This window comes from Sandarakinorhabdus sp., assembly GCF_031430775.1.
GTDB lineage: Bacteria > Pseudomonadota > Alphaproteobacteria > Sphingomonadales > Sphingomonadaceae > Sandarakinorhabdus.
The window spans coordinates 1-20,656 of the sequence record NZ_JANPCD010000002.1 but is presented as its reverse complement, the minus strand read 5'-3'; the positions used below and the strand labels follow the sequence as shown (position 1 = coordinate 20,656).

The 20,656-nt window shown below is 63.6% G+C and carries 21 protein-coding genes; 17 read left to right on the top strand and 4 right to left on the bottom strand.

Annotated elements, in window-relative coordinates; all coding sequences use genetic code 11:
- The 13 genes from RMQ73_RS00115 to gyrA all read left to right on the top strand — a co-directional run.
- A partial coding sequence (locus RMQ73_RS00115; RefSeq protein ID WP_310495918.1) for a DUF5694 domain-containing protein occupies window positions 1-719 on the top strand: 719 nt, incomplete at its 5' end.
- 117 nt (window positions 720-836) lie between these two features.
- A complete protein-coding gene (locus tag RMQ73_RS00110; RefSeq protein ID WP_310495917.1) occupies window positions 837-1,634 on the top strand; it encodes an inositol monophosphatase family protein in 798 nt (265 codons plus the stop codon).
- Window positions 1,635-1,650: 16 nt separating this feature from the next.
- Complete coding sequence (locus tag RMQ73_RS00105) at window positions 1,651-3,273, top strand: M20/M25/M40 family metallo-hydrolase (RefSeq protein WP_409049807.1); 1,623 nt, start codon at window positions 1,651-1,653, stop codon at window positions 3,271-3,273.
- 124 nt (window positions 3,274-3,397) lie between these two features.
- Window positions 3,398-3,775: an NADH-quinone oxidoreductase subunit A gene (gene ndhC / locus RMQ73_RS00100; RefSeq protein ID WP_310495916.1), complete on the top strand. Its 378-nt coding sequence runs from the start codon at window positions 3,398-3,400 to the stop codon at window positions 3,773-3,775.
- Between the two features lie 56 nt (window positions 3,776-3,831).
- Window positions 3,832-4,320, top strand: a complete 489-nt coding sequence (locus tag RMQ73_RS00095; RefSeq protein WP_409049808.1) for a NuoB/complex I 20 kDa subunit family protein — start codon at window positions 3,832-3,834, stop codon at window positions 4,318-4,320.
- Window positions 4,321-4,336: 16 nt separating this feature from the next.
- Window positions 4,337-5,002: an NADH-quinone oxidoreductase subunit C gene (locus RMQ73_RS00090; protein WP_310495914.1), complete on the top strand. Its 666-nt coding sequence runs from the start codon at window positions 4,337-4,339 to the stop codon at window positions 5,000-5,002.
- Between the two features lie 85 nt (window positions 5,003-5,087).
- Window positions 5,088-6,239 carry an NADH-quinone oxidoreductase subunit D gene (locus RMQ73_RS00085; protein WP_310495920.1) on the top strand — a complete coding sequence of 384 codons (1,152 nt, stop codon included), beginning with the start codon at window positions 5,088-5,090 and terminating at the stop codon, window positions 6,237-6,239.
- Entirely contained in the window at window positions 6,236-6,406 is a 171-nt protein-coding gene (locus RMQ73_RS00080) for a hypothetical protein (protein ID WP_310495913.1), read from the top strand. The genes RMQ73_RS00085 and RMQ73_RS00080 overlap by 4 nt, the downstream gene beginning before the upstream one ends.
- Before the next feature lie 70 nt (window positions 6,407-6,476).
- Complete coding sequence (locus tag RMQ73_RS00075; RefSeq protein WP_310495912.1) at window positions 6,477-6,812, top strand: nuclear transport factor 2 family protein; 336 nt, start codon at window positions 6,477-6,479, stop codon at window positions 6,810-6,812.
- Entirely contained in the window at window positions 6,812-7,423 is a 612-nt protein-coding gene (gene nuoE / locus RMQ73_RS00070; RefSeq protein ID WP_310495911.1) for an NADH-quinone oxidoreductase subunit NuoE, read from the top strand. The genes RMQ73_RS00075 and nuoE overlap by 1 nt, the downstream gene beginning before the upstream one ends.
- On the top strand, window positions 7,423-7,614 hold the full coding sequence (locus RMQ73_RS00065; RefSeq protein ID WP_310495910.1) for a hypothetical protein: 192 nt from the start codon (window positions 7,423-7,425) through the stop codon (window positions 7,612-7,614). Before nuoE ends, RMQ73_RS00065 begins: the two co-directional genes overlap by 1 nt.
- Before the next feature lie 6 nt (window positions 7,615-7,620).
- Window positions 7,621-8,925 carry an NADH-quinone oxidoreductase subunit NuoF gene (gene nuoF / locus RMQ73_RS00060; RefSeq protein ID WP_310495909.1) on the top strand — a complete coding sequence of 435 codons (1,305 nt, stop codon included), beginning with the start codon at window positions 7,621-7,623 and terminating at the stop codon, window positions 8,923-8,925.
- Window positions 8,926-9,070: 145 nt separating this feature from the next.
- Complete coding sequence (gyrA, locus tag RMQ73_RS00055) at window positions 9,071-11,800, top strand: DNA gyrase subunit A (RefSeq protein ID WP_310495908.1); 2,730 nt, start codon at window positions 9,071-9,073, stop codon at window positions 11,798-11,800.
- A gap of 18 nt (window positions 11,801-11,818) precedes the next feature.
- Here gyrA and RMQ73_RS00050 read toward each other — a convergent pair whose 3' ends face one another.
- A complete protein-coding gene (locus RMQ73_RS00050) occupies window positions 11,819-12,481 on the bottom strand; it encodes a lysoplasmalogenase family protein (RefSeq protein ID WP_310495907.1) in 663 nt (220 codons plus the stop codon).
- Between the two features lie 395 nt (window positions 12,482-12,876).
- Between RMQ73_RS00050 and RMQ73_RS00045 the strand changes: the two genes are divergently transcribed.
- The 4 genes from RMQ73_RS00045 to RMQ73_RS00030 all read left to right on the top strand — a co-directional run bounded on the left by RMQ73_RS00045 (window position 12,877) and on the right by RMQ73_RS00030 (window position 17,430).
- The gene (locus tag RMQ73_RS00045) at window positions 12,877-14,133 is read left to right on the top strand and encodes a tetratricopeptide repeat protein (protein WP_310495919.1); all 1,257 of its coding nucleotides are present in this window, start codon (window positions 12,877-12,879) and stop codon (window positions 14,131-14,133) included.
- Between the two features lie 101 nt (window positions 14,134-14,234).
- Window positions 14,235-15,713: an IMP dehydrogenase gene (guaB, locus tag RMQ73_RS00040; protein WP_310495906.1), complete on the top strand. Its 1,479-nt coding sequence runs from the start codon at window positions 14,235-14,237 to the stop codon at window positions 15,711-15,713.
- Window positions 15,710-16,903: an RsmB/NOP family class I SAM-dependent RNA methyltransferase gene (locus RMQ73_RS00035; protein ID WP_310495905.1), complete on the top strand. Its 1,194-nt coding sequence runs from the start codon at window positions 15,710-15,712 to the stop codon at window positions 16,901-16,903. Before guaB ends, RMQ73_RS00035 begins: the two co-directional genes overlap by 4 nt.
- Before the next feature lie 29 nt (window positions 16,904-16,932).
- Window positions 16,933-17,430 carry a tetratricopeptide repeat protein gene (locus RMQ73_RS00030; RefSeq protein WP_310495904.1) on the top strand — a complete coding sequence of 166 codons (498 nt, stop codon included), beginning with the start codon at window positions 16,933-16,935 and terminating at the stop codon, window positions 17,428-17,430.
- 12 nt (window positions 17,431-17,442) lie between these two features.
- Here RMQ73_RS00030 and rsmA read toward each other — a convergent pair whose 3' ends face one another.
- From rsmA to RMQ73_RS00015, 3 genes are read right to left on the bottom strand one after another with little or no spacing between them, the layout of a single operon-like run.
- A complete protein-coding gene (gene rsmA, locus RMQ73_RS00025; RefSeq protein WP_310495903.1) occupies window positions 17,443-18,261 on the bottom strand; it encodes a 16S rRNA (adenine(1518)-N(6)/adenine(1519)-N(6))-dimethyltransferase RsmA in 819 nt (272 codons plus the stop codon).
- Window positions 18,251-19,252, bottom strand: coding sequence for a 4-hydroxythreonine-4-phosphate dehydrogenase PdxA (gene pdxA, locus RMQ73_RS00020; RefSeq protein WP_310495902.1), 1,002 nt, complete (start codon window positions 19,250-19,252; stop codon window positions 18,251-18,253). Before pdxA ends, rsmA begins: the two co-directional genes overlap by 11 nt.
- On the bottom strand, window positions 19,252-20,598 hold the full coding sequence (locus tag RMQ73_RS00015) for a peptidylprolyl isomerase (RefSeq protein ID WP_310495901.1): 1,347 nt from the start codon (window positions 20,596-20,598) through the stop codon (window positions 19,252-19,254). The genes pdxA and RMQ73_RS00015 overlap by 1 nt, the downstream gene beginning before the upstream one ends.
- Window positions 20,599-20,656: the final 58 nt, after the last annotated feature.

Below are 20,656 nucleotides of genomic sequence, written 5' to 3'. Positions count from 1 at the left end.
GCAATCCCGGCCTCGACACCAACAACATGCAGGCGGACTCTGTGCTCACGCCGCAGCGCCAGCGCGAGTTGGACCGGGTAGCGCGGGCACTGGCGACGTTCAAGCCGACGCATGTCATGGTGGAAATGCAGAGCAAGGCACCGGATTTCGCGATTTCCGAATACGACCGCTTCGACGATGCAATGCTGGCGCGCGATGCCAACGAGATTGTGCAGATTGGTTATCGTACGGCGCGGCTGGCGGGCATCAAGACTGTCAACGGCATCGATGAGCAAACCGGCGAAGGCGAGCCGGACTATTACCCCTATGACAAGGTGCAGGAAACGGCCGCCAAATTCGGCCAGGCCGCCATGCTGAAGGCGCTGAATGCTCCGGCGGCGGCGCGGGTCAAGTCGTTCGAAGCCGCGCAAAGGTCGCATACTGTCGGTCAGTTGCTGCTACAGGTGAATGATCTGGCCGATCTTTGGGGCAACAACGACAGCTATTATGGCATGCTGCCGATCGGTGATGGCGAAACACAGACGGGGGCCGACCTGAACGCCATGTGGTATCTGCGCAACGCCAAGATTTTCGGCAAATTGATGCAGGTCGCACGCCCCGGCAGCCGGGTGCTGGTCGTTTATGGCGGCGGTCATGGCTTCTGGCTTCGCCATTTCGCCGGCCTCACCCCGGGCTATCGCAACGTCGATGTCATGCCGTATCTGAAAAAGGCACGCTGACGGATTTCCTGTCGCCTGTTGGCAACAGCCGCGCAAACGTCTAACCGACGCGCGTTCTTTGCCACTGTCCCGACACTTGCTGCGCCGCGCGTTGTTCGCCCGGCCAAGGAAATATGCATGGTTGCCCATAGCTCGCTCATCACCGTCATGGAAAAGGCCGCCCGTAAGGCGGCGCCCAAGCTGCGCCGCGATTTCGGCGAGGTGGACGCCTTGCAGGTGAGCCGCAAAGGCCCGGCCGATTTCGTGTCGAACGCCGATCGCGCCGCCGAAGCTGCCGTGGTCGAGGTTCTGGCTCACGCCCGTCCCGATTGGGGACTGCTGCTGGAGGAAGGCGGCGAAAAAACCGGCAATGACGCACGCTCGCGCTGGATCGTCGATCCACTGGATGGCACCACCAACTTCCTGCACGGCATGCCGCATTTCGCCATTTCCATTGCTGCCGAGGTGGACGGCGAAGTCGTCGCCGGCCTGATTCACCAGCCGTTGACCGGCGAAAGCTTCTGGGCCGAAAAGGGCAGGGGCGCCTGGCTATCTGACCGGCGCCTGCGCGTATCGGGTCGCCGCGACCTGAATGAATGCGTCATCGCCACCGGCATTCCCTATATGGGGCATGGTGACCGCGGCCAGTTTGGCTCGGTCCTGCAAGCCGTGATGCCCGAAGTTGCCGGCATCAGGCGCTTTGGCGCGGCCAGCCTCGACATGGCGTGGGTCGCAGCTGGGCGCTTCGATGGTTTCTGGGAGGCCGGCCTGTCGCATTGGGACGTGGCGGCGGGCATCCTGCTGATCAAGGAAGCCGGCGGCTTTGTCAGCGACTTCCGGGGCAAGGACGATATGGTCGCCCGGCGGGAAATTGTTGCAGGCAACGGCAATATCCAGTCAAAGCTGCACAAATTGGTGGCCGGCGCGCTGCGCTAGGACTGTTCGAGGGGAAATGACCATGCGTTTGATGTTTTGTGCCGTGCTTGCACTCGCCGCCACCATGCCGGCGCTTGCGTCCGATGCGCCCGACGCGGCAATCACCGCGCGCATCATCGACACCGGCATCCATCACGGCGAAGTCATGGAGACTGTCCAGTATCTGACCGACCGCATCGGCGGGCGCATGACCAATTCCCCGCAGATGCGGGCCGCCGAAAGCTGGACCCAGGGCCGGTTCAAGGCCTGGGGCCTCACCAATGTGCACCTCGAAGCCTTTGATTTCGGGCGCGGCTGGTCGATCGACAAGGCGACGGTGCGCATGACGGCTCCGCGTGTGCTGCCGCTGCGCGTCATCCCGGTGGCGTGGACGCCGGGGACACCGGGCACGGTTACCGCGCCGATCATCGTGGCGCCGATGCGCCGCGACCGCGATTTCGACGAATGGCGCGGCAAGCTGCGGGGCCGTATCGTGCTGGTGTCGCAGCCGGGCATGTCGGGCGAGCCAAAGGAGCCGGCATTCCAGCGCCTGTCGAGCGAGGAGATTGCCAAGCTCGACAGTTTCGACCTGCCAAAGGAAAATGCCGAAGCCGCCGAAAAGGACTATCGGAGCAGCGGTTTTGCCAAGCGGCTCGATGCGTTTCTCAAGGCGGAAGGCGCGCTTGTCTGGGTGTCGCGGTCGTATCGCGATGGCGGGCTCGTGTCCGGTGAAGGCTATGGCTATCACATGAACGACAAGCGCGCGGTGCCGGGCGTGCAGATGGCAGCCGAGGATTATCGCCGGCTGGCGCGCCTGGCAAAAGGCGACGCCCCGGTCACCATCGAAGTGGACACGCAGGTCAGCTTCCACGAGGCTGACACCAGGGCCAACAACGTGATCGCCGACATCGCTGGCAGCAACCCCAAGGCGGGCTATGTCATGGCCGGCGCGCATCTCGATAGCTGGGTGGCGGCAGACGGTGCTGCCGACAATGGCGCCGGTTCGGCTGTGGTGATGGAGGCGGCGCGCATCATCGCCTCGCTCGGCGTCAAGCCAAAGCGCACCATCCGCTTTGCGCTATGGGCCGGCGAGGAACAGGCGCTGCTCGGCAGCCAGGCCTATATCGAAAAGCATCTCGCCACCCGCCCGCCGGCCGATCCGGCCAAGGCGGCGCTGAGCGATTCAGCCGAATATTACCTCTGGTCGCGGCAATGGCCGCTCACGCTGCGGCCCGGCCACGCCGATTTGAAAGCCTATTTCAACCTCGACAATGGCAGCGGCAAGATCCGCGGCATCTACACCGAGGGCAACACGGGCGTCGAAGGCATTTTCAGCAGCTGGCTGTCGCCTTTCAATGCTATGGGTGCCAGCGCCGTGGTCGCGAGCAAGACCCAGGGTACCGACCATGTCTTCATGCAGGCGGTGGGAATCCCGGCCTACCAGTTCATCCAGGACCCGCTCGATTACGACAGCCGTGTCCATCACAGCGACATCGACACCTATGATCATCTCAGGGCCGATGACCTGCGCCAGGCTGCCGTCATCATGGCGAGCTTCCTTTGGAATGCGGCCAACACCGATACGCCGCTGCCGCGCGGGCCGGTGCCGACCAAGCCGCGCGAGACAGACCCGTTCGCCTATACGCCCAAGGATGATTGAGGCGCCGTGACACAGGCCAAAAACCGCGCCGAGAACCGGATCGGGCCGGAATATTGTTGCCGGCGCGATGCTTGACGCCTAGAGACGCGGGCATCGAACGCTCAGGAAAGACCAAGGCCCGTCCATGTCGGCCATTGCTTCTGAATATCTTCCCGTGCTGCTGTTTCTGGCGGTCGGCACCGCGTTCGCGCTGATTTTTGTCAGTGCGCCCATTGCTGTGTCGAAACTCACGGGGACGTCCAAGCCAGACACCGTCAAGCTGTCCGAATATGAAAGCGGCTTTCCGGCGTTTTCCGACAGTCGCGGCAAGTTCGATGTGAAATTCTACCTTGTCGCCATCCTGTTCATCGTCTTCGACCTCGAAGCAGCATTCCTGTTTCCATGGGCGGTGTCGCTGCATTGGGGCGGGGAGCCGGCATGGTGGGCGATGATGGAGTTCCTGGGCGAACTGGCCATCGGGCTGGTCTACGCATGGAAAGTCGGAGCATTGGAATGGGAGTGATCGCACCTGCCGGCACTTCGCCCGGCGGCATCATCCTGCCCGAAGGCAGCCGCGACATGTTCCTGTCGGACCTGTCGCAGGAGGTCGCTGACAAGGGCTTCCTTGTCGCCTCGACAGAAGACCTGTTCCATTGGGCGCGCACGGGTTCGTTATGGTGGATGACATTCGGGCTGGCGTGCTGCGCCGTTGAAATGATGCACACCAACATGCCGCGCTACGACCTGGAGCGGTTCGGCGTGGCACCGCGCGCCTCACCGCGCCAGTCGGACGTGATGATCGTGGCGGGTACGCTGTGCAACAAGATGGCCCCGGCGCTGCGCCGTGTTTATGACCAGATGTCCGAGCCGCGTTACGTGATCTCGATGGGCAGCTGCGCCAATGGCGGCGGCTATTATCACTATAGCTATTCTGTCGTGCGCGGCTGCGACCGCATCGTGCCGGTGGATATCTATGTGCCCGGCTGCCCGCCGACGGCCGAGGCACTGCTGTATGGGATTCTGGCGCTCCAGCGGAAAATCCGCCGCGTCGGCACGTTTGAACGTTAGAATGGGTTCGCGCTGAGTGACGACGCTGGTTTCCCCCGAACTCGGCCGCGACAGCTGGCCGGTCATGGCCCGGATCGAGGGCATCGAAGCACATCTGCGGGCGTTGCTTGGCGAGGCGATCACCGCCGTGACAAGCCATGTCGGCGAAGTGACCGTGACCATCAATCGCGACGCGCTGGTCCCGGCCATTGCCGCATTGCGGGACGACCCGGCGCTGCGGCTGAACCAGCTCATCGATATCTGCGGCGTCGATTATCCCGAGCGCGCAGAGCGGTTCGATGTTGTCTATCACCTGCTGTCGATGGCGCTGAACCTGCGCCTGCGCGTCAAGGTAACGACCGATGCGCGTCATGCCGTGCCGTCGCTTACGGAACTTTATCCCAATGCCGGCTGGTATGAGCGCGAGACCTGGGATTGCTATGGCGTGCTGTTCAGCGGCAATCCGGATCTGCGCCGTATCCTGACCGATTATGGCTTTGAAGGGCATCCGTTCCTCAAGGATTTCCCGCTCAGCGGCTATGTCGAACTGCGCTATTCCGAGGAACACAAGCGGGTCGTCTATGAACCGGTCAAGCTGGCGCAGGATTTCCGCAGCTTCGATTTCCTCTCGCCCTGGGAAGGCACGGATTATGTGCTGCCCGGCGATGAGAAGGCGCAAGTGAAGGGTCCGGCAAATGGCTGATCTCACCCCCGCCGGTATCGCCTGGACCAAGGACGATACCGCCGATGTGCTGCCCGCCAAGGAGGGCAACGACATCCAGAACTACATGATCAACTTCGGCCCGCAACATCCGGCGGCGCATGGCGTGCTGCGGTTGGTGCTGGAGCTTGACGGCGAAATCATCGAACGCTGCGATCCGCACATCGGCTTGTTGCATCGTGGCACCGAAAAGCTGATCGAGTATAAAACCTATCTCCAGGCGCTGCCGTATATGGACCGCCTCGATTATGTCAGCCCGATGTGCATGGAGCACAGCTATGTGCTGGCCATCGAGAAACTGGCGGGCATATCGGTGCCGCCGCGAGCCAAATATCTGCGCACGATGTTTGCCGAAATCACGCGCATCCTGAACCATATTCTCAACGTCACTGCGCATGCCCTTGATGTTGGCGCAATGACGCCGATCCTGTGGCTGTTCGAGGAACGCGAGAAGCTGCTGGAATTCTATGAACGCGTGTCCGGCGCGCGCTTCCATGCCGCCTGGTTCCGGCCCGGCGGGGTGCATCAGGATGTGCCGGCAGGGCTGCTGGACGACGTGAAGGCCTGGGCGGAACAATTCCCGCGCGTGCTGGATGAAATGCAGGGGCTCGTTGCCGACAACCGCATCTTCAAGCAGCGCAACGTCGATATCGGCGTGATTTCCAAGGAAGACGCCATCCGCTGGGGCTTCACCGGGCCGTGTATCCGTGCGTCCGGGGTTGCCTGGGATTTGCGCAAGTCGCAGCCCTATGACGCGTATGACCAGATGGATTTCAACGTCATCGTGTCCGACGACGGCGATTGCTACGCACGGTTCATGGTCCGCATGGACGAAATGCGCGAAAGCCTGAAGATTATCCGCCAATGCGTCGACCAGATGCCGTCCGGCCCGCACGCCACGCTTGACCGCAAGGTCAGTCCACCGTCACGCGGCGAGATGAAGCGGTCGATGGAGGCGCTGATCCATCATTTCAAGCTTTACACCGAAGGGCTGCACGTGCCGGCCGGCGAAGCCTATGTCGCCACCGAAAGTCCCAAGGGCGAGTTCGGCATCTTCATGGTGGCCGACGGCACCAACAAGCCGTGGCGCTGCCATGTGCGCGCGACCGGCATGGCGCATCTTCAAGCGATGGATTTTTTGTGCAAAGGTCATATGCTTGCGGATGCTCCAGCCATCCTGGGCAGTCTTGATATAGTTTTTGGGGAGGTAGACCGGTGAAGTTTCTGAACGACGAATCCATCTTTATTTCGCTGGCTCTGTTGGCGCTCGCCATGCTGTCGACCATGCGTGAGCCGGGGCTGTTCAGCAGTTTCCTGGTGCTGATATCGATTATCATCCTGGTGTTCATGCTGCTGCGAATGAATTTGTCGCGGCTCGATAACTGATGCGTGTTGCGGCGCCGTGCGGCACGGTCCTGCCAGCGCGCGGCGCCGCCAAAGCCTTGATCGTTCGACAATGAGTGACTTTCTGGCCGTCGCGGAAGCGATGATTGCGCATTACAATGCGCAGGATGCCGACGCCTATGTCGCACTGATGACGGCGGATGCTTGCGAAGCGAGCTATCGCGGCAGCGTGCTGCGTCAGGGCCGCGAAGGCGTGCGCGCCGGACTCAAGACAATGTTTGCCGAATTTCCGCACAATCGGGCCGAAATCCTGTCCGGCCATGTGCTCGGCGAATTCGTCGTGTTGCATGAAATGGTGCAGCGCGGTCCTGACGCAGCGCCTTTTCCGGTCATGTCCGTATATAGTTTCGAAGGCGGGCTGTGCTCGCGCGTGGAGTTCATTCGCTGATGGCCAGCACTAGCAGTGGCGCAGGTTTCGCCTGGACGCCGGAAAACGCCGTCGAGGCCGCGCGCATTATTGCGCTTTATCCCGAAGGGCGTCAGGCCAGTGCCGTCATGCCCTTGCTGTGGCTGGCGCAGGGTCAGATGGCCGATAGCACGGGCAGCGCCTGGCTGCCGGTGCCGGTCATCGAGTTTGTCGCGGCCCGGATCGGCATGCCGTACATCCGCGCCTATGAAGTCGCCAGTTTCTACACCATGTACAATCTCAAGCCGGTTGGCCGCTACCATGTCCAGGTCTGCGGCACGACGCCTTGCATGCTGGGCGGTTCGGACGATGTCATGAAGGCCTGCACCGACAAGGGCTTGAAAAAGGGCGGGGTCACCCATGGCGGCCTGTTCACCCTGACCGAAGTCGAATGTCTGGGCGCCTGCGCCAACGCGCCGATGGTGCAGATCAACGACGACAATTACGAGGATCTGACCCACACCAGCATGATGGCCATTCTGGAGATGCTGGAGCGCGGCGAAACGCCAAAGCCCGGCAGCCAGATCGGCCGCACGGCGTCATGCCCCGAAGGCGGACCTACAACGCTGCTGCAATTGGCGGAGAACGGCTGATGGCCGCACAGCAAAGATCGCCGTTTCTTGCGCTCGTCATCCTTTCATTTCTACTGCAGATCATCGCCATCGGAATCATGCTGTATGGGATCAAGACGGGTCAGCAACTGGTGACGGCCGGCATACCGCTTCTGGTTGTGGGAAGCATGTTGCTGGTGGTGGCCATCGCGCAGAAAAAAAAGCAGAAGTGACCAGTCATGCTCGCTGATAAAGATCGCATCTTCACCAACCTCTACGGCTTCCAGCCATGGACGCTGGGCGCGGCGCGCACGCGCGGCGATTGGGAAGACACGCGCGCGCTGCTGGCGCCCGGCCCCGATGCCATCATCGACGCCATCAAGGCCAGCGGCCTGCGCGGGCGCGGCGGGGCAGGGTTCCCGACCGGCATGAAGTGGAGCTTCATGCCCAAGACGCCCAATCCGGCGCGGCCCAGTTATCTGGTGGTCAACGCCGATGAATCCGAGCCGGGAAGCTGCAAGGACCGCGAGATCATCCGCCACGATCCGCACAAGCTGATCGAAGGCGCGCTGATTGCCGGCTTTGCCATGCGCGCCCGCGCCGCCTTCATCTATATTCGCGGCGAATATGTCCGCGAGGCGCAGGTGCTGATGCAGGCCGTGCAAGAGGCTTATGCCGCCGGGCTGGTCGGCAACAATGCCTGTGGTTCGGGCTATGATTTCGACGTCGTCGTGCACCGCGGTGCCGGCGCCTATATCTGCGGCGAAGAAACCGCGATGATCGAAAGCCTTGAGGGCAAAAAGGGCCAGCCGCGCCTCAAGCCGCCGTTTCCGGCCGGCGCCGGCCTGTATGGCAACCCGACCACCGTCAACAATGTCGAGAGCATCGCGGTGGTGCCGACCATCCTGCGGCGCGGCGCGGCGTGGTTTGCCGGCATCGGCCGCGACAAGAACCAGGGCACCAAGCTGTTCCAGATTTCGGGGCATGTGAACACGCCCTGCGTCGTCGAGGAGGCGATGAGCGTGCCGTTCCGCGAACTGATCGAGACGCATTGCGGCGGCATTCGCGGTGGCTGGGACAATCTGCTGGCGGTCATCCCCGGCGGGTCATCGGTGCCGCTGGTGCCGGCCCATCAGATCATCGATTGCCCGATGGATTTCGATGCCCTGCGCGACCTGAAATCGGGCCTTGGCACGGCGGCGGTCATCGTCATGGACAAATCCACCGACATCGTGCGGGCAATTGCGCGTCTGAGCTACTTCTACAAGCACGAAAGCTGCGGCCAGTGCACGCCGTGCCGCGAAGGCACCGGCTGGATGTGGCGCGTCATGCAGCGGCTGGTGACCGGCGATGCCGAGCCGCATGAAATCGACCTGCTGCTGGATGTGACCACCGAGATCGAGGGCCATACCATCTGCGCGCTGGGCGATGCCGCAGCCTGGCCGATCCAGGGCCTGATCCGCCATTTCCGCCCCGAAATCGAAGCGCGCATCGCGCGGCGGCAGGGGTTCGTGCAGGTGCCGGCGGCGATCGCGGCGGAGTAGTCGACAGAGGCAGATGGGCTTTTTGCCCATTGTCCGTCTGTTCACGAACCCGCCGGATCAGCGCCACTTTTTCTGGCCTTTTGCCCTTCCTTGCCCTAGACATGACAGGCAAATGACACCCCCTGATCAGGCCTGAAAAAACCCCATGGATTCCACCACTTCGCCGCCTTCGGCCGGCACGCCCGATATTCAGCCGATTTCCATCGTCACCGAAATGCGCACGTCGTTCCTCGACTATGCGATGTCGGTCATTGTGGCGCGTGCGTTGCCCGATGTGCGCGATGGCCTGAAGCCGGTGCATCGCCGGATTTTGTGGGGCAGTTTCGAGAACGGCTTCACCGCCGGCAAGCCCTATCGCAAGTCCGCCCGCATCGTCGGCGACGTGATGGGCAAATATCATCCGCACGGCGACAGCGCGATCTATGACGCCTTGGCGCGCATGACGCAGGATTGGTCGATGCGGCTGCCGCTGCTCGACGGTCAGGGCAATTTCGGCTCGATGGACCCGGATGCGCCTGCTGCCATGCGCTACACCGAGGCGCGTCTGGCCAAGACCGCCGAAAGCCTGCTGGCCGATATCGAGCGCGATACCGTCGATTTCATACCCAAATACGATGGCTCGGAACGCGAACCGGCGGTGCTGCCGGCGCGGTTCCCCAATCTGCTGGTCAATGGCGCCGGCGGCATTGCCGTCGGCATGGCGACCAATATTCCGCCGCACAATCTGGGCGAAGTCGTCGATGCCGTGCGCGCTTGGCTCGACAATCCGCTGATCAGTGTCGAAGACCTGATGCAGCATCTGCCGGCACCGGATTTCCCCACCGGCGCGCTGATCGTCGGCACATCGCAGCTCCGCCAGGCCTATGAGACGGGCCGGGGCAGCATCATCATGCGGTCACGCCACATCGTCGAGGAAGGGCGCGGCGACAAGCGCAGCCTCGTGTTGACCGAAATTCCCTTCCAGCAGGGCAAGAACGCGCTGGTCGAAAAGATTGCCGAAGCGGTCAAGGACAAGCGCATCGAAGGCGTGTCCGACCTGCGCGACGAATCCAACCGCGAAGGCGTGCGGATCGTCATGGAGCTCAAGCGCGACGCGACGCCCGAAGTCGTGCTCAACCAGGTCTATCGCCACACCCCGGCGCAGCAGAGCTTTGCCATCAACATGCTGGCGATTCGCGGTGGCCGGCCAGAATTGATGGGCCTGAAAGACATCATCAAGGCGTTTGTCGAATTCCGCGAGGAAGTCATCACCCGCCGGTCCAAGTTCGAGCTGGCCAAGGCGCGCGACCGCGCCCATCTGCTGATTGGCCTCGTCATCGCTGTGGCCAATCTTGATGAAGTGGTGCGCACCATCCGCGCCGCCGCCAGCCCGGCCGCCGCGCGCGACACGCTGATGGCGCGCGACTGGGATGCCGATGAAATCCGGCCCTATCTGGCGCTGGTCGAGGCCGGCAGTGTTGATGCCGATGCCGCAACGATCCGCCTGTCGGAGGCGCAGGTACGCGCCATCCTGGAGCTTCGGCTTGCCAAGCTGACGGCGCTGGGCCGTGACGAAATCGGCAGCGAGCTGGCTGAACTGGCCGGCAGCATTGCCGGGCTTCTCGAAATCCTCGGCGACCGGGTCATGCTTTATGCCGTGCTGCGCGCCGAAATCGAGGAAGTGGCCAGCCTGTTCCAATCCAAGCGCCGGTCCGAGATCGTGGCGGCGGGCGACGATCTGGATGACGAGGACCTGATCGAAGTCGAGGATATGGTGGTGACCGTCACCATGTCGGGCTGGATCAAGCGCGTGCCGCTGGCCGAATATCGCGCCCAGAATCGCGGCGGCAAGGGCCGCAACGCCATGGCGACCAAGGACGAGGACGCCATCACCAATTTGTTCGTCACATCTACGCACAACCCGGTGCTGTTCTTTTCGTCGGCCGGCAAGGTCTATCGCCGCAAGGTCTGGAAACTGCCGCTGGGCAACCCGCAGGCCAAGGGTCGATCCTTGAACAACCTGCTGCCGCTGGGCGAAGGCGAGAAAATCACCACGGTGCTGGTGCTGCCGGAAGACGAGAGCCAGTGGAGCCGTCTGCATGTCATGTTCGCCACCGCGCATGGCTCGGTTCGCCGCAACGCCATGGATGCATTCACCAATGTGCCGACCGCCGGCAAACTCGCCATCCGTTTCGAGGATGGGGATGAGGACCGGCTGATCGGTGTGGCGCTGTGCGACGAGGCCGATGACGTGTTCCTCGCGGCCAAGAGCGGCAAGGCCATTCGGTTTGCCGTCACCGATGTGCGCGAGTTCGTGTCCCGCACATCGACCGGCGTGCGCGGCATGACGCTGAACGGCGGCGACGAAGTCATCTCCATGTCGATCCTCAAGGCCTTTGGCGCCAGCCCGCAGGAGCGCGAGGATTATCTCAAATCCGCGCCCTGGAAGAACGAGCCCGGTGAGCGCGCCTTGTCCGAAACGCGCATGGCGCAGTTTGTCGCCGGCGAAGAGTTCATCCTGACGCTGACCAACAATGGCTTTGGCAAACGGTCGAGCGCGTTCGAGTATCGCCAATCCGGGCGCGGCGGGCAGGGCATCCGCAACATTGCCGAAAGCGATCGCAACGGCGATGTCGTCGCAAGCTTCACGGCGCGCGACCAGGACGAGTTGATGATGGTCACCGACCAGGCCAAGCTGATCCGGCTGCGGGCCAGCGACATCCGCATCATGGGCCGCAGCGCGCAGGGCGTGACGCTGTTCAAGGTTGCCGATGACGAACATGTGGTTTCGGCAGCGCTGATCGTGACCGACGATATTGCCGAAGAAGATACGTTGCAGGCCGAGGTTGCTCCGGAGCCGGACGCGATTCAGGACGGGGAACAGCCGGCCGACTGATCGGCGAGTAACCCGCGCCTATCGTTCCGCAAGTAGCCCGCGCGCGACACCAAGGCAGATCAACGCCTGGCCAGCTGCATAGCTGAGCCAGACCATGGCGCCATGCGCTGCGGCAGTGCCGACCAGCGTGCCGCCCATGCGCATGACCAGCAATGTGTCGGACAGCACGAACAACAAGGCACCGGCAAAAGCCACACGCGGCAGGCTGCTGAGCCACAGGCTGGCCGCCATGCCGCAAAGCAGCACGGCATAAACCATGACGAGCCCTATGGGCGTACCAGCCGGGGTCACCAGTGCCGGCATGGCCAGGCCATATCCGATGAGCGCCGCCGCGATAAGCCGACGCGAAACCGTGCTGGCGGCGCGCCGGCGCATGTAGAACATGATGGCGACCACATGGCCCAGCGCAAAGGCAATCGCGCCGATCATAAACCCGCCCGGCACTGCCAGCAGCATGTCGCCAGCCGCACCGGCGGCCATTATGACCGCCAGCCAGCCGGCGCCCGGCACGCGCAGCGCCAGCGCTGCCATGGCCAGAATGACCAGCATCGCGCCCTTGGCTGCGACTACAGCCGTGCCGCCGGTGATCGACGCAATTGGCAAATAAGCGATACCTGCGGCCAGCGCTGCAATCCACAATCGGCTGAAAAGTGGCGGGAAGGGCGGCGTCAGCATCGTCATGTTCTGGCCTCGAAGTCCCCGCTTCGCAAGTGCAGCGGCAAGGCCTATGCTTGGGCAAGCAGGAGGAAGCGTGAATGCGAATTGCCGTGACCCTGGCATGCGGCCTCATTCTGGCCGGATGCGGTCCCAAAAAACCACGGGCGCCGGAGGAACCACCGGCAGCCGACACCATGACGTCCACCGACACAATGTCGTCGGCAGGCACCGCGCCCACGGGCAAGCCGCAGCCATAAACTGACTGCGGCCGCACTGTTCAGGTTCAACCTTCATTCACGGGCAACACCCCAAAGCCATGGCCTGCCGAGGTGCAGGGCTGTTGACGAGTTGACAGGCACAGCCTAGCCATTTTCGGGAAAAATTTTGGTTCGGGCAAAATTTCCGGGAGGTTCATCGTGATGACAAAATTTGGTTTGAAGTTGGTTGCCGCCATGCTGGCCGGTGCATCGCTGGCCATCGCAGGGCCGGCATTGGCCCAGAAAAAGCCCGAAGCCGCCAAGGCCGACGCGCCCAAGCCGCCGAAATTGTCCAAGCCGGTGCAAAAGGTCCTGGGCGAAGTGCAGAAGCTGCAAGCCGCAAAGAATGATGCCGGTGCGCTGGCGCTGCTGGATACCACCGATGCCATCCCCGACAAGACCAACGAGGATGGCTTCTGGATCGCCCGGCTGCGGCTGAATTCGGCGCAGGCGCTTGGTGACAAGGCGATGTCCGTCAAGGCGCTGGCCGTGATGATCGACAGTGGCATGGTGCCCGAAGCCGACAAGGTGAAGTTCGTGCGTTACATCGGGTCGGTGGCGCTTGAGAACAAGGACTATATCACTGCAACAAAGCGTTATGAGGAGCTCCTCGCGCTTGAACCGAACAACGCTGACAATATTGTCGGCCTTGCCGAACTCTATCAATCGCAGCGCCAGACCGCCAAGGCCGTGGACACGATCGGCAAGGCAATCGCTGTGCAAAAGGCCAGCGGCGCCGTTGTGCCCGAAAGCTGGTATCGCCGGGCGCTGGGTATTGCCTATGACGCAAAGCTGACGACGCATGTGCGCGGCGCCTCTTTGGCGTTGCTGCGGGCCTATCCCAACCCGGTGAACTGGCGCGATGCCATTGTGATCTTGCAGGACAGCTATCCCCGGATCGACGAACAGACCCAGGTGGATTTCCTGCGCTTGCAGGCTGCGACCGGTTCCTTGAACGGCGAGCGTGATTTCATCGAATATGCCGATACCTCGCTGGGGCGCGGTTTTCCGGGTGAAGCGCAATGGGCGCTGAACGAAGGCATTGCGAAGAAAATGCTCAACCCCACCAAGCCGATTGTCATCGAATTGATGAAGTCGGTGGATTCCAAGGTCAAGGCGGATCGTGCCTCGCTGCCGGGGCTGGAAAAGGAAATCAAGGGCAATGCCAAGCTCGCGGTTGCCACCGCCGATGCATATTACGGCTATGGTGATTTCGCCAAGGCCGCTACGCTCTACAAGATGGCTGTCGGCAATGCGCTTGCCGACCAGACCCTGGTCAATCTTCGGCTTGGCGCCTCCCTGGCACGCAGCGGCGATGCAGCCGGTGCCAAGGCCGCAATGCAGGGCCTGACCGGCTCCACGCCGCGCGATGCGATTGCCCAATATTGGCTGGCCTGGCTGGACGGCGCCAAGGGCTGAGGCACTTTGACCGACGGGCAAGGGCCTGCCGCGCTGCGGTGGGCCCTTTCCTTTGGGGGCATAGGTCCGTAAGACGACGCGACTCGCAACCGGAGTCACCCATGGACATTCGCCTCGGCCTTACTTTTGATGACGTGCTGCTGGTGCCAGCCGCATCCGCCGTCCTCCCCAGCATGGCGAACACCGCGACACGGGTGACGCGCGGCATCACCCTTGGCATCCCGATCCTGTCATCGGCGATGGACACCGTGACCGAAGCAGAAATGGCGATTGTCATGGCGCAAAACGGCGGCATCGGTGTGTTGCACCGCAATCTTACCGTTGCCGAACAGTCACTGGCCGTGCGGCAGGTCAAACGCTTCGAAAGCGGCATGGTCGTCAATCCCGTGACGCTGACGCCCGACCAGACGCTGGGCGATGCACGCGCACTGATGGCCAGCCATGGCATTTCCGGCTTTCCCGTGGTCGAACGCATCGGCAAGGACGGCGCGCCGGGCCGGCTTGTCGGCATTGTCACCAACCGCGACCTGCGCTTTGCCGACAATGAAAACCAGCCGATTGCCGAGCTGATGACCCGCGAAAACCTCGTCACCGTGCGTGCCGGGGCCAGCGAAGCCGAAGCGCGGGCGCTGCTGCATGCGCACCGTATCGAGAAGCTGTTGGTGGTCGATGACGACAACCATTGCATTGGGCTTATCACCATGAAGGATATCACCCGGGCGGTGAACTATCCCAACGCCACGATGGACGGCGCAGGCCGGCTGCGCGTGGCCGCTGCCACAACGGTTGGCGACGCCGGGTTCGAGCGCACCGAAGCGCTGCTCGATGCCGAATGCGACCTGATCGTCGTAGACACCGCACATGGCCACAGCGACCGGGTTGCCGAGGCGGTTGCCCGTATCAAGCGGCTGTCGAACAATGCCCAAGTGATTGCCGGAAATGTCGCCACGGCCGATGCCGCGCGCGCACTGATCGATGCCGGCGCCGATGGCATCAAGGTCGGCATCGGCCCGGGTTCGATCTGCACGACGCGCGTTGTTGCCGGTGTCGGCGTGCCGCATTTGACCGCAATCATCGATACCGCCGAAGCCGCGTCCAAACTCGGAGTGCCGGTGATTGCCGATGGCGGCCTGCGCACATCGGGCGATGTTGCCAAGGCGCTGGCGGCAGGAGCAGCGGCCGTGATGGTCGGCAGCCTGCTAGCGGGCACGGCCGAGGCGCCGGGCGACACGTTCATGTGGCAGGGCCGCAGCTACAAGGCCTATCGCGGCATGGGGTCGGTGGGCGCCATGGCGCGCGGCAGCGCCGACCGGTATTTCCAGCAGGACATCAAGGACGAGCTGAAACTGGTTCCCGAAGGCATCGAAGGACAGGTGCCCTTCAAGGGGCCGGCATCCAATGTGCTGCACCAGCTTGTCGGCGGGGTGAAGGCTGCGATGGGCTATACCGGCGCCGCCACGCTGGATGAATTCCGCAGCCGCGCCGAATTCATTCGCATCACCAATGCGGGTCTTCGCGAAAGCCATGTCCACGACGTGACGATCACGCGTGAAGCCCCCAACTATCCGACCAGTTCGTGACGCCCGCAGCGCGCATCCAGGCCGCGATCGAATGCCTTGACCAGATCATCATCGCCGCCGAACAGGGGGGCGCCGCCGCCGACACGCTGATCCAGCGGTATTTCGCCGCCCGGCGCTATGCCGGTTCCAAGGACCGGCGCGCGGTGCGCGATCTGATCTATGATGTGATCCGCAGCACCGGCGAAGTGCCGCCGACTGGCCGCGCCGCGCTAATCGGTCATGCCCGTATTCATGCGCCGGATTTGCTGGCGTCGTTCGGTGCGGGCGGCCATGGCCCTGCGGCTTTGGTGCACGGCGAACCTGCCGGAAAGGCCGGATTGGCGCCGCTCTGGCTCGGGCCGCGGCTGAAACGCCGATTCGGTGCCGATCTGGCCGGCGCCGACGCGCTGCTCAGCCGGGCGCGGCTGGACTTGCGAGTGAACCGCCTGAAGGCCAGCCGCGAAGAGGTGATGGCGCAGCATCCCGAATTGGTGCCCACCATGCGCGCGCCAATGGGCCTCAGCGCGCCTGTAGGCATCGATATCGAGGCGCTGGCCGCCTCGCAGGCGGGCGCGCTCGATGTGCAGGACGAAGGCTCGCAGCTTGCCGCCCTGGCACTGGCGGCCGCGCCCGGTGAGCGTATCGTCGACCTGTGCGCCGGTGCCGGCGGCAAGACGCTGGCGCTGGCAGCGGACATGGACAACCAGGGCCTGCTGGTGGCCTGCGACATTGATCGCGGCCGCTTGACGGCGATGGCGCCGCGCCTTGTGCGGGCCGGCGTGACCATCGCCGACGTGCGGGAGATGAATCCACGGCGCGAGATGGAGCATCTTGCCGACATTGCCGGCACCATGGATGCGGTTCTGGTCGATGCGCCGTGCTCGGGCAGCGGCACCTGGCGCCGCAACCCCGAAAGCCGTTGGCGGCTGACACCAAAGCGGCTCGAACGCCTGATGGAGGAGCAGGACCGGCTGCTGGACATTGCCGCCAGCCTGCTGCGACCCGGCGGCCGTCTGGTGTTTGTCACTTGCTCCGTGCTGATGGAGGAGGGCGAGGACCGGATTGCGGCGTTCCATGCCCATCACCCGGAATTTGCGCCCTTGCCGATGTGCATCCCCGGCGATGACGCGCCCGTAACTGCCCGTGTGCTGTTGCCGGGGGCCGAGGGATGCGACGGGTTTTTCATCGCAAGCGCGCGTTTGACCTGCTAGCGTATCGGACAACGTTTCCGGAGTCCGATATGCGTGTTCGCGTTGCCTTGCCCTTGATCCTTCTGGTTGCCGGAGCTGCTGCATCCATGGCTGTCGGCGCCGCGCCGCGAGATGATGCCCTGAAACCGCTTTCGGTGCGGCTTGGCGGCGAAGGGCAGGCGGCGTTGCTGCGCGGCGATGCCTCGGCTGCAATCGATGCCTTTGAAGCAGCGCTTGCGAGCGACCCTCGCAACGTCGGGGCCTTTACCGGGCTGGCCCACAGCTATGAAAAACTCGGGCTGCCGGGCAAGGCCGTGCGTTTTTACCGTGAAGCGCTGCTGATCAACCCGTCCGATCTGGCCGCGCTGGAAGGGCAGGGCAAGGCCCTGATTGCGCGCGGCGCAACCGCCCGCGCCCAGATCAACCTCGCGCGCATCAAGGCACTGTGCAAGGCCGATTGCCCCGAGGCCAAGCGCCTGCAGACCGCGATTGCTGCGGCTGCGACTGCCAGCGCCGCGCCGGCCAAGCCCGCCACAGCCCGCAACTGACACCCTTCGCACTCAGAGTAGCGCCGCAGCCCTTGCAAAGGCTTCGACAGGAACGGTTTCGGCGCGCGCCTCAGGGCTGATGCCCTGTGCGATCATCGCATCGAGCGCGCCTGGCAGGCCGCGCAGGCTGGCGCGCAGCATCTTGCGCCGTTGGCCAAAGGCAGCAGCGGTCAGAGCGCCCAAGCGGGCCGGAAGCGCCGCTGACATGGGCGTGTCGGGCCGGAAATGGACCACGGCCGATGACACCTTGGGCGGCGGCACAAAGGCGCGCGGCGGCAAGGTCAGGGCGATCGTCGGTTTTGTGCGCCACTGGGACAGCACGGCAAGCCGGCCATAGGCATCGCTGCCCGGCGCGGCCACGATGCGGTCGGCGACTTCCTTTTGGAACATCAGGGTCAGGCTGGCCCACCATGGCGGCCATGTCTCGCTGGTCAGCCAGCCCGTGAGCAGCGCGGTGCCGATGTTATAGGGCAGGTTGGCAACGATATGGGCGCCGCGACCGGCCAGCGCCTCGCCATCGACGGCCTTGGCGTCGCCGCCGATCACGGTGAGGCGGCCCGGCGCGGCATCCGATAGTTCCGCCAGCGCCGGCAAGGCCCGGTCATCACGCTCGACAGCCACGACACGGGCGCCGGCACGCAGCAACGCGCGGGTCAGGCCGCCGGGGCCGGGGCCGATTTCATAAACAGTTTCTCCCTCCAATGGGCCGGCAACCCGCGCAATACGGTCCAGCAAATTGGTATCGAGCAGGAAATTCTGCCCCAGCGATTTCTTGGCAGCAAGGCCGTGGCTTGCGATAACGGAGCGCAGTGGCGGAAGATCAGACAGCATGGGCGGCCATAGCCCGGCGCGCGGCACATTCACCGGCCATGCGGATGGCAGCGATCATCGCACGGCAATCGGCGAGGCCGCGGCCGGCAATACCGAATGCCGTACCATGGTCCGGCGAGGTGCGGACGACCGGCAGGCCCAGCGTGACATTGACACCATCTTCGAAGTGCAGGGTTTTCAGCGGGATAAGTGCCTGATCGTGATACATGCAGATGGCGACATCATAGGTCGCGCGCGCATCGGCATGGAACAATGTGTCGGCGGCAAACGGCCCGCGCACATCGATGTCCTCCAGCACCAGTGCCGCCATGGCTGGCTGGATGATGTCAACCTCCTCACGGCCCAGCGTGCCGCTTTCACCGGCGTGCGGGTTGAGTCCGGCAAAGACCAGCCGCGGGCGAACCAGGCCAAAATCGCGGCACAATGCCTTGGCGGTAATGCGCGCCTTGTTGACGAGCAATTCGGTGGTAAGCAGGCGCGGCACATCGGCAAGCGGCGTGTGCACGGTGGCAGGGACCGTCCGAAGGCTCGGCCCAGCCAGCATCATGACGGCATTGGCCGCTGCAATCCCGCAGCGTTCTGCAACGAATTCGGTCTGTCCGGGATAGTTGAAACCGATGGCATAGAGTTGCGCCTTGCTGACCGGACCGGTGACAATGCCGCTGGCAAAACCACCGCGTGTCAATCCGACCGCCAGTTCGAGGCTGTCGAGAGCACACCGCGCGCCGGCCAGATTGGCGTCGCCGGGCACGATCTCGCCGGGATCATCGACCTGCACCAGCGGCAGCGCCCGGTCGAAAACGGCCGCTGCATCGCCCGGGACCGACAACACTTCGACGGGGCCATCCCATACAGCGGCGATCGCGCGCCGGTCGCCGACTGCAAAAAATGGCGGCAAGCGCTCGGTATTGCGGGCAGCCCAGGCGCGCGCAACGATTTCAGGGCCGATACCGGCAGGATCGCCGATGGAAACGGCCAGCGGCGGCAGCATCAGCGATAATCGACGATGGCGTCGCGCCTGAGATCGCGCAGGTAACGCCGGGCGCGCATGTTGACGCGCTGATCATTCATCTGTGCAAAAATCTCGTTGAAGTCCGGCGCCTTGGCCTGCACCGCGCTGTCGTCACGGCCGCACAGCACCAGCACGCGCAGCCCTTCATTGGCCGAGCCGAACGGCGGCGTCGCTTCGCCGATCGACATCTTGCCCATCAGCGCCTGCAACGGTGCGGGCAGATCTTTCATGCGGATGGCATCGTTGGACGCCACATCGGCGCCGAGTTGCTTGCCGATTTCTTCCACCCGTCCGCAACCGCCCATGTTGCTGGTGAGCGCCTGCACCTCGGTCACCTTGGAACGGGCCTGTGCTTCGGTGGTGCCCGGCTGCAACGGCACGGTAATCTGCTTGAGACTGAGCACGGCCAGCGTCGGATCGGCCGACAGCACCTGACGCTTTTCGATCAGCGCCATGATGGCGACGCCGCCAGTCAAGGGCACGGGATCGGTGACCTGGCCCGGCTCCAGCTGGGCAACAGCCGGCGACACTGCGTCATTGAGCTGTTCGGCGCGCACCCAGCCAAGATCGCCGCCAAGTCCGGCGGTGGAGGCTTCGGAAAACTGACGGGCATAGGCCACGAAGCTGGCACCACCGCGAATCTGGCCAACAATGCGGGCAGCATCATTCATCACCTGGTCGCGGGTTTCCGGCGTTGCGGACAGGAAGATTTCGCCGACATGAAACTCGTCCTTGCCCTTGGCTGCGTTCAGCTTGGCAATGACCTGCTCGACCTCGTCGTCGCCGACGTTGACCAGCGGTTCGACCTTGCGGCGCAGCACACGGCTCCAGGCCAGTTCGCCCCTGATCTGGGCCTTGATGGAATTGGGCGACGATCCCGCTTCGCGCAGATAAGCCTCGAAGCCGGCCGGATTGCGCTTGAAATTCTGGGCGATGCGCTCGAACGAGCGGGCGACCTCGGCATCGCTGATGCGGATGTCGTTGCTGGCCGCTTCCTGGATCTGGAGTTTTTCATCGATGAGGTTGCGCAGCACCTGAAGGCGAAGGCGCGTGCGTTCCTCCTCCGAAATCTTGCCGCCGTTGGCTGCGACGACAAGGTTCAGCCGCTGGTCGATGTCGGTATCGGTGATGACATCACCGTTGACGATCGCCTGCGCCTTGCGCAGCGCGGGGTCCGAAACGCCCATCAGCGCCATTTCGGGCAAATCTCCAGCCGAAAAGCCCGCTTCTGCCGGTGCTTCCTGGGCCAATGCCTCGGGGGAATGCAGCGGCAGCGGCAACAATGCCGTCAACGCCAATGTCATCGCCTTAATCTTCAGTCGCATTCCAGTCTCCGCGCCGGATCGGCAGGTTGCCCCACGGGCAGTAACGGCGCCCTGATAG